General features: G+C 75.1%; 4 protein-coding genes. All 4 read right to left on the reverse strand.

Annotated elements, in window-relative coordinates:
- The coding region (locus ACFW6P_RS31215) for a beta-ketoacyl synthase N-terminal-like domain-containing protein (RefSeq protein ID WP_386425642.1) at window positions 1-2717 on the reverse strand (2717 nt) is incomplete at its 3' end.
- Between the two features lie 276 nt (window positions 2718-2993).
- Window positions 2994-7067, reverse strand: a complete 4074-nt coding sequence (locus ACFW6P_RS31220) for an AMP-binding protein (protein ID WP_386425645.1) — start codon at window positions 7065-7067, stop codon at window positions 2994-2996.
- A gap of 10 nt (window positions 7068-7077) precedes the next feature.
- Window positions 7078-7929 carry an ABC transporter permease gene (locus ACFW6P_RS31225; protein ID WP_386359593.1) on the reverse strand — a complete coding sequence of 284 codons (852 nt, stop codon included), beginning with the start codon at window positions 7927-7929 and terminating at the stop codon, window positions 7078-7080.
- Window positions 7929-8918, reverse strand: coding sequence for an ATP-binding cassette domain-containing protein (locus ACFW6P_RS31230; protein WP_386359594.1), 990 nt, complete (start codon window positions 8916-8918; stop codon window positions 7929-7931). The genes ACFW6P_RS31225 and ACFW6P_RS31230 overlap by 1 nt, the downstream gene beginning before the upstream one ends.
- Window positions 8919-9101: the final 183 nt, after the last annotated feature.

Consider the following 9101-nt stretch of genomic DNA (forward strand, 5'->3'; position numbering starts at 1 on the left):
CGGGCGTCCGACAGGCGTTCCAGGAGCACCAGGCCCACGCCCTCGGCGAATCCCGTGCCGTTCGCCCCGTCCGCGAACGCACGGCACCGCCCGTCGGCGGAGAGAGCACCCTGGCGGCTGAACTCGACCAGCGCACCGGGCGTCGACATGACGGTGGCGCCGCCGGCGAGGGCGAGGGAGCACTCCCCGTTGCGCAGCGACTGCGCCGCCAGATGGATCGCCACCAGCGACGACGAGCACGCCGTGTCCACCGTGATCGCCGGCCCCTGCAGCCCCAGCGCGTAGGAGATGCGGCCGGAGGCGACGCTGACGGCGGCGCCGTTGCCGAGGTAGCCCTCCAGGTCGCGCGGGGAACGGTCGTACAGGCCGGGGCCGTAGCCTCCGTGCATGACACCGGCGAAGACGCCGGTCCGGCTGCCCTTCAGGGTGGTGGGGTCGATGCCGGCGCGCTCGAAGGTCTCCCAGGCGGTCTCCAGGAGCAGCCGCTGCTGCGGATCCATCGCCAGCGCCTCGCGCGGCGATATGCCGAAGAACGCGGCGTCGAAGGTCCCGGCTCCGTCGAGGAAGGCGCCCTGACGGGCGAACGACGTGCCGCCGCCCTCCCCTTCGGTGTCCAGGAGGCGGTCGAGGTCCCAGCCGCGGTTCTCGGGGAGCGGGCCGACCGCGTCGGTCTCCGCCATGAGCAGTGTCCAGAACTCCTCCGGCGTCCGGGTGCCGCCCGGCAGGCGGCAGCCCAGCGCCACGACGGCGATGGGCTCGTCCGGTTCCGCCGCCGAGGCCCCCGGCACCTGCTCTCCGGTGCCGGAGCCGCCCTGGGCCAACCCCTCGAGATGCTGCGCGAGGGCCTGCGGAGTCGGGTGGTCGTAGGCCACGGCGGCGGTCAGGCGGTGGCCGGTGGCCGCGGACAGACGGTCCCGCAGGGTCACCGCCGCCAGGGAGTCGAAGCCGAGTTCGTGCAGGGGCCGGTCGGCGGTCACGTCCTGGGCGGACGGCAGGCCGAGGACGTCGGCGATGACGGTACGCACCAGGGTGAGGAGCCCGTGCCTGGCGGCGGAGAGGCCGGGGCCGTCGGCTGCCGGGGACACGGCGGGGGCCGTGCCGGTGGCGTCCGCGCCGCCGCTGCCGGGCCGCGCGGTCACGGCCGGGTTGACGAGGAGGAGCGTGGTGGGCAGGTCCGCCAGGAGCCGTCGGGCTGTCTTGCCGTTCGCCGTCCGGGGGATGGCGTCGACGACGTGGAACTCGTCGGGCACCTTGAAGTAGGAGAGTTCCCGGCGGCACCTCTCCAGCAGCCGTGCGGTGTCGATGCCGTCGGGGCCGTCCGGCCCCGGCACCAGGTAGGCGACGGGCACCTCACCGAGTACGGCGTGGGACCTGCCCGCGACGGCCGCCTCGGCCACGCCGGGTACCCCGGTGAGGACCCGCTCCACCTCGGCCGGGTGGATGTTCTCCCCGCCCCGGATGATGAGTTCTCTGGTCCGTCCCGTGATGGTGAGTTGACCGGCACGGTCCAGGCGGCCGAGGTCACCGGTGCGGTACCAGCCGTCCACGAGGACGGCCCGGGTGGCGTCCGGGTCGTTGTGGTAGCCGACCATGGTGGCCGGGCTGTGCACCCAGATCTCGCCCTCCTCACCCGCGGTCACCTCCTCACCGGTGCGGGGGTCCTTCAGGCGGAGCGTCAGGCCGGGCAGCGGCGTTCCGCACGATCCCGGGGCGCGCTCCCCTTCCGGCGTCTGGGTGGTGATGGCGCCGCCGGTCTCGCTGCTGCCGTAACTGTCGACGAGGCGGATGCCGAAGGTGGCCTCGAAGTCCTCGTGCAGCTCGGGCGGGCAGACGGAACCGGCCGCCATGCACACCCGCAGCCCGGGCAGGGCGACGCCGTCCTCACGTGCCAGCTCGACCATGCGGCGGTACGTACTGGGCGAGTTGACCAGGAAGGAGGCCCGTTCGCTGCGGACGGTCCCGATGATCTCGTCGGGGGCCGAGCCCTCCAGGATGTACGCGGACGCGCCGACGGCCAGCGTGGCGAGGACGCCGATGTTGTGCGACGCCGCGTGGTAGAGCGGCATGGGCCACACCACCCGGTCGTCCGCCGACAGTCCGAGGATCGGGGCGGTGCAGGCGGCGGTGGCCCACAGGGACGTGCGCTGGGTCGACACCACACCCTTCGGCCGCCCGGTGGTGCCGGAGGTGTACAGGATCCAGGCCGGCTCGTCGAGGCCGAGGTCGTCCCGCGCCTCGGCGGCCGGCTCGGTGACCGCGAGGTGCTCGAAGCCGGTGGCGCCGGGCACGGGCCCGTCGGCGCCGACGACGATCAGGCCACCGTCCAGCGAGACGCCCCGCAACGTCCTTTCCACCTGCGGAAGTTGTGCCACGCCGGTGATCACCGTGCGCGCTCCGCTGTCGGTGAGCTGGTGGGTGAGCTCCGCGTCGGAGGACTTCGGGTCGACCGGTACGCCGACGGCTCCCGCCCGCGTGACGGCGAGGTAACTCTCCACCATCTCGACCCGGTTGCCCATCCGCAGCAGGACGCGGTCGCCGCGGCCCACTCCGCGCGCCACGAGGTGGCCGGCCAGGGACCGGGTGCGCCGTTCGAGGGAGCCGTAGGTGACGGATCGGCGGCTGTCCTGGAAGGCCCGCGCGTCAGGACGGGTTCGCGCGTGGTCCGCGAGGATCTCATGCAGCGGCCGGACCAGCGCAACACGGGGCTTCTCAGTCACGACGCTCGACTTCCAATCACCTGGGCAACGGAGACGCACGACTCTGGCGGTCCGGGCCGCCGGGCACGCGAACGGCGGGGAACCTTCCCCCGCCCACGCGGCCAGTATGAGCGCGGGCGCGTTAGGTCTTTCTCTAGAACCGTCGGGCCTCCCTGACCGGCCCGGACGCCCCCCGGGCATGCCTGTGGCGGGGCCCGGCGCAGACCCCTTCACGCCCGTGCACCACGCCCGGCGGTGCGGTGGGGCACGCACCGCCGGCGTGCCCCACCGCCCGCCTCAATCGGAGAGCAGTTCCCTGCGGAGGTGGCGGACCAGTCCCGCGGGGGTCGGGAAGTCGAAGACGACCGACGGCGGCAGGGCGAGGCCGGTCGCCGACTCCAACGCGTCGCGCGCGGTCAGCGCGGTCAGTGAGTCGAACCCGAGGTCGCGGGTCCGCGCCTCCGCGGGGATCCGCCCGGCCGCGGCGGGTCCGAGCGCCGACGCGAACCGGTCCCGCACCAGCCACAGCAGGGCAGCCTCCTGCTCGGCGGCGGTCAGCGCCGCCAGCCGGCGGCGCAGCCCGCCCGGGTCGGCGGCCGAGTCCCGCGCGGCTCGCCGTACGGTCCCGCCCATCGTGCCCCGCAGCAGCGCGGCCGTCGCGGTGAGCGGTCCCGGGGCACGCGGCACGGACAGGTCCGGTCGCTCCGCGGTGAGCGCCGTCCGTCCCGTGGCGACGGCGGCGGCGAGAAGGTCCACGGCCTCGTCCGAGGCTCCCGCGGGGCCGCGCAGGGACACCGCCGGCACACCCGCCTGCCGCAGGGCCCGGGCCCACACGTCGAACACCGCGGCCACGGCCGCGTCCGCGAGGCCGGCCGCACCGGGCGCGGGGGTGGCGAACACGACCGAGGAGAGGCCGCGTCCCGGTGCCGACCGCACCAGCTCCAGCGCCGGGTCGACCACCGGACGCAGCGCGGCCTCCACGTCGGCCCGTGGGTCCGTCGTCGGGCCGTCGGCGCGCACGGCCGCGGTGAACAGCACCGTGCGGGGCGCGCCGTCGAGCAGCGCCCGTACCGTCCCGGCCGGGTCCACCGGGTCCCAGCGCAGCAGTTCGGCCGTCCCGGCGTCCAGGGCGAGCCGGTCGGCGGCGTTCTTCGCGAACGGGCCCGTCAGGAGCGTCCCGGCCGCCGCCGGACCGGCGCCGCCTCCGTTCCGGGAGAGGAGTGCCTCGGCGGCCCCCTGCGCCTCGGCACCCGCGAACAGGGCCGTACGTCCGGTGGCCACGGCCGCGGGACCGGCCGGGACGCGTGCGGCGCGCGGGACGAGAGCCCTGCCGTCGCGCAGGGTCAGGCGTGGTTCGCCGCAGGCCACGGCGGCCTCGACGCGACACCGGGAACGCGTCCCGCCGTCCGTGTCGAGGAGGACGAAGCGTCCCGGCGCCCGGTCCTGCGCGGCGCCGACGAGACCCCGGACAGCCGCCGCGCCCACGTCCGGCACCGGCTCGCCGCCCGTGACGACCGCGTTCCGGGTCACGACCACCAGCCGCGTCCGCGCCAGCCGGGGGTCGGCGAAGTGCCGTACCCACGCGAGGGCCTCCCCGACCGCGGCACGCACCGCGCCCGCCGGGTCCGCGTCGCTTCGCGCAGCGGGGGAGACGACCACGACGTCCGGGACGGGCGCCCCCTCCCCGACCGCGCGCAGCAGCGCCGGCAGATCGGGATGCCCCTCGCTGGGGCGGCCCGCCGACCTCAGTGCCGCGCGCAGTCCGTACGCGTCCGGACCGGCCACGGCCCACCGGAGCGGGCGGACCGGCGGCACCGGCAGCTCGTACGGGTGCCAGGATTCCTCGAACAGGGCGTCCTGCTGGGCCGCCGACGCCGCTCGTACGTCCTCGCCCCGCAACGCCGCGCAGGTCACCGCACGCGCGCTCAGTACCGGGTCCCCGGCGCCGTCGGCCGCCTCCAGGTCCCAGCGGCCGTCCGCCGTCCGGCGCAGCCGCGCACGCAGCACGGACGCGCCGGTGGCGTGCAGGATCACCTCCCGCCAGCACACCGCCGCCACGGGTCCGGCACCGTCCGCTGCCGTCTCCCGGGCCACCCGCAGCGCCGCCGTCAGCGCCGTGTCCGGAAGCGCCGGGTGGAGCGCGTGACGGTCCGGTGACGTCACCCAGTCCGGCAGCGCCACCTCGACGAACACCTCGTCGCCGCGCCGCCACACCGCGCGGGGCGTCCGTGCGGCCTCCGGCAGCCCGGCGGCGCGGTCCGCGCTGATCCGGCGGGCGCCCGGCGGCGGCCACGCGGACGGGCCGGCGCCGGGTTCCGCCGCTGGGGCCGGTGCGACCGTCGCCGTGGCGAGCCGGATCCACGGGCGGCGTGCGGCACCGTGCGTGTCCCGCCGCCCGTGCACCGTCACCCGCCTGGTCCCGGCGGTCCCCGGCACGCCGACCGACACCCGCAGCTGCACACCGCCGTGGCGCGGCAGCACCAGCGGCTCGTCCGCCACCAGGTCCCGTACCCGGGCACAGTCGGCCCGGCCCGCCGCGTGCAGCACCAGGTCCAGCAGTGCCGCTCCGGCGAGCACCGCCCTGCCGTCCGCGCGTCGCAGCACGGTCGGGTCGCCCCCGTCCGCGGTGACCCTGCCCGTGCACACCAGCTCGTCGCGCCCGGGCAGTTCGACCACCGCCGACAGCAGTGGATGGCCGCCGTCGTCCAGGCCCAGACCGACGGCGGCGGAGGAGAAGCGCGACGCCGGTTCCGCATCCTGCCGGTGCCGTCGCCACAACGGTCGCGCCGGCAGCCCCGCCAGCAGTCTCCGGGCGATCTTCCCGGCCGGTCCGCGGGGCACCTCGGCGACCTCGTGGATCTCCTCCGGGAGCTTGAACGCGGACAACTGCCGACGGCAGGCGGTCAGCACCGCCTCCACGTCCACGCCACCGGCTTCCGGCACCACGTAGGCGACGGGGACCTCGCCGAGCGTCTCGTGGGGGACGCCCGCGACGGCCGCGTCCGCGACGCCGGGCACCTGGACGAGGACCTGCTCCACCTCGCGCGGGTGGATGTTCTCCCCGCCCCGGATGATCAGCTCCTTGAGCCGGCCGGTGATCGTCACGTATCCGTCCGCGTCCTGACGGGCCAGGTCACCTGTGCGGTACCAGCCCCCCGAGAGCACCCTCGCGGTCTCCTCCGGCTGCCCGTGATAGCCCAGCATCAGCGCCGGACCGGACACCCACACCTCGCCCTCGGCCCCCCGCTCCACCTCCTCGCCGGTGCGCGGGTCCGTGAGCCGCAGCGTCAGCCCGGGCAGCGGCACACCGCACGAACCGGGCACGTACGGGCCCTGCGGCAGGTTCGTGGTGATCGCGCCGCCCGTCTCCGTCGAGCCGTAACTGTCCAGCAGGGCGAGGCCGAACACGGAGCGGAACGCCTCGTGCAGGGACTGGGGGCAGGACGAGCCCACCACCATGCACACCCGCAGCCGAGGGACCGCGACCGGGGCGGAGCGCGCGAGTTCCACCATCCGGTGGTACATCGTCGGCACGCCCACCAGGAAGGTCGCGTCCTCCTGCGCGGCCCGGCGCAGCACCTCGTCGGCGGCCGGCCCGTCCGTGAGGCGCACCGAGGCACCGACCGCCACGGCACCGAGCACGCACACGTTGTGCGCCACCGCGTGGAAGAGCGACATGGGCCAGACGACCCGGTCCCGCGCGGACAGCCCCAGCAGCGGCGCGTTGCAGGAGGCGGTCGCCCACAGCGACGTCCGCTGCGTGGACACCACTCCCCTGGGGCGCCCGGTCGTCCCGGACGTGTAGAGCAGCCAGGCCGGCTCGTCGAGGCCCAGGTCGTCACGGGGCGGATGGCGCAGCGACCACGACGACGCCAGGTCCTCCCAGAGGCGCGTCTCGCCGCTCCCCTCCGCGAGGCCGGCCGCCTCCGCGAAGCCCGGCTCACCCTCCTGTCCGACGAGGACCACCAAGGTCCCCGGCCGGTCCGCGAGCACCCGGCGCACCTGGGACAGCTGCGCCGCGCCGGTGATGACCAGCCGGGCCGCGCAGTCGTCCAGCAGGCGGGCCAGTTCCGCGTCGGTGGACCCGGGGTCGAGCGGTACGCCGACGGCGGCTGCCCGGGTGACGGCGAGGTAACTCTCCACCGCCTCCACCCGGTTCGGCAGGTGGATCACCGCCGACGCACCGCGTGCGAGTCCCAGCTCCACGAGATGGCCGGCCACCCGGGCGGTACGCCGGTCCAGCTCGGCCCAGGTCACCGCGCGACGGGCGTCCTCGAAGGCGGTCCGGTCGGGGCTGCGCGACGCGTGCCCGGCGAGCAGTTCGTGCACCGGGCGTATCAACTCCGCCCGGAACGTGGCGTCCGCGGTCACGGGTCTCTCCTCAGGAGCCGGCCGAAACGTAGCGGCGCACCGCCAGCGTCCTGCACACCACGGCGATCAGCAGCGACCAGGCCACCGACACCAGCACGGGATGCTCGGCGGGCCAGGAACCCGTGGCGTTGAGGCCCGGGTTGCCGAACAGCTCGCGTGCCGCCTGCACGGTCGCGCTCAGCGGGTTCCACTCCGCGGCCCAGCGCAGCACCGTCGGCAGCGTCGAGGGCGCCACGAACGCGTTCGACAGGAACGTCAGCGGGAACAGCCACAGGAAGTTGCTGGTGGCGGCCGCCTCCGGGGCACGGACCGACAGTCCGATCACGACACCCACCCACGACAGCGCGTATCCCATGAGCAGCAGCAGCGCGAATCCCGCCAGGGCGCTGAGCAGTCCGTGGTGGATGCGCCAGCCGACCAGCAGCCCGCTCAGCACCATGATGGCCACCACGATGACGTTCTGCACGAGATCCGCGACGGTCCGGCCGGTGAGCAGCGCGCTGCGGGCCATCGGCAGCGAGCGGAACCGGTCCACCATGCCGCTCTGCACGTCGTTGGCCATGCTGACACTGCTGTTGCTGGCGGTGGCGAACGCGATCGTCTGCGCGAAGAACCCCGGCATCATGTACTCGCGGTACGCGGCGGCGCCCTCGGCCCCGGGCAGACTGAAGGAACCGGCGAACAGGTACGCGAAGAGCAGCACGAAGACGATGGGCTGCACCAGACTGAGGATGAGCACCTCGGGTATGCGCACCGACCGGATCACGTTGCGCCGCGTCACCACCAGCACGTCGCGCACGGACTTGGCGGCCGTGCCGGGCCTGAGTTCGGGTACGGGCGGTGCCGTCGCCGACACGTTCATCACTCCTTCTCGCTCGGCGCGCCGGCGCCGACCGCCGCGCGCCCGGTGTCCCGCGGGGTGTCCTCGGTCAGGGCCAGGAAGACCTCGTCCAGCGTGGGGCGCCGCAGTCCGATGTCGGTGAGTGCGACGCCCTCGGCGGCGAGGGCGGCGATGACCTCGGTGAGCAGCCCCACCCCGCCGTTCACGGGCACGGAGACCGTGCCGCGCGGCCGGTCCACGTCCGGGGCGCGACTGCCGAAACGGGCCAGCAGGTCCGCGGCGGCGTCGAGTTGCTCGGGCCAGGACACGACCACCTCGATGCGCTGCCCGCCCGCCTGCGCCTTCAGCTCGCGTGGTGTGCCCCGCGCGATGATGCGTCCCCGGTCGACCACGGCGAGGTCCCGGGCGAGGCGGTCGGCCTCCTCCAGGTACTGGGTGGTCAGCAGCAGCGTGGTGCCCTGGGCCACCAGGTCCTCGATGGCGTCCCACAGCATCAGCCGGCTGGTCGGGTCCAGCCCGACCGACGGCTCGTCGAGGAACATCACCGAGGGCCGCACGACGAGGGCCCCGGCCAGGTCGAGCCGTCGCCGCATGCCGCCGGAGTAGCTGCTCGACACCCTGTCGGCGGCCGAGGTGAGGTCGAACCGGTGCAGCAGCTCGTCCGCCCGCTGCCGGGCGGCACGCGAGCGCAGCCCGTACAGTTCGCCGATCATGCGGAGGTTCTCCCGGCCGGTCAGCCGGTCGTCGACAGCCGCGAACTGGCCCGACAGCCCGATCGACAGCCGGACCCGGTCCGGCTCGCGGACCACGTCGTGACCCGCCACGCTCGCGGTGCCCGCGTCAGGCCGCAGCAGCGTCGTCAGCAGCCGCACGGTCGTGGTCTTGCCCGCTCCGTTGGGGCCGAGCAGTCCGAGCACGCCGCCTTCCGGCACGTCCAGGTCTACTCCGTCCACGGCCCGGACCTCGCCGAAGGTCTTCACCAGACCCGTGGCGTGGATGGCGCCCGCCATGGGGTTCTCCGTCCTCGTGTGCAGGGGTGGGGGATGGCTGTGCGCCGGGGTGAGCCGGGCGGGCGGGGTGGGGACGAAGGCGTCCTCCAGGAGGTGGTGCAGCTGGTGGCTGCCGTCGCCGCTGCCCAGCACGCGGCCCAGGGACTGGAACGCCTCGACGGTGAGCCGGTAGCCGTTCGGGAG

It is taken from the genome of Streptomyces sp. NPDC058741 (assembly GCF_042746715.1).
Classification (GTDB): Bacteria; Actinomycetota; Actinomycetes; order Streptomycetales; family Streptomycetaceae; genus Streptomyces.

Coding starts and splice junctions, on each gene's coding strand:
- ACFW6P_RS31225 (WP_386359593.1), bottom strand. CDS start 7,929: ATGAACGTGTCGGCGACGGCACCGCCCGTACCCGAACTCAGGCCCGGC.
- ACFW6P_RS31230 (WP_386359594.1), bottom strand. CDS start 8,918: ATGGCGGGCGCCATCCACGCCACGGGTCTGGTGAAGACCTTCGGCGAG.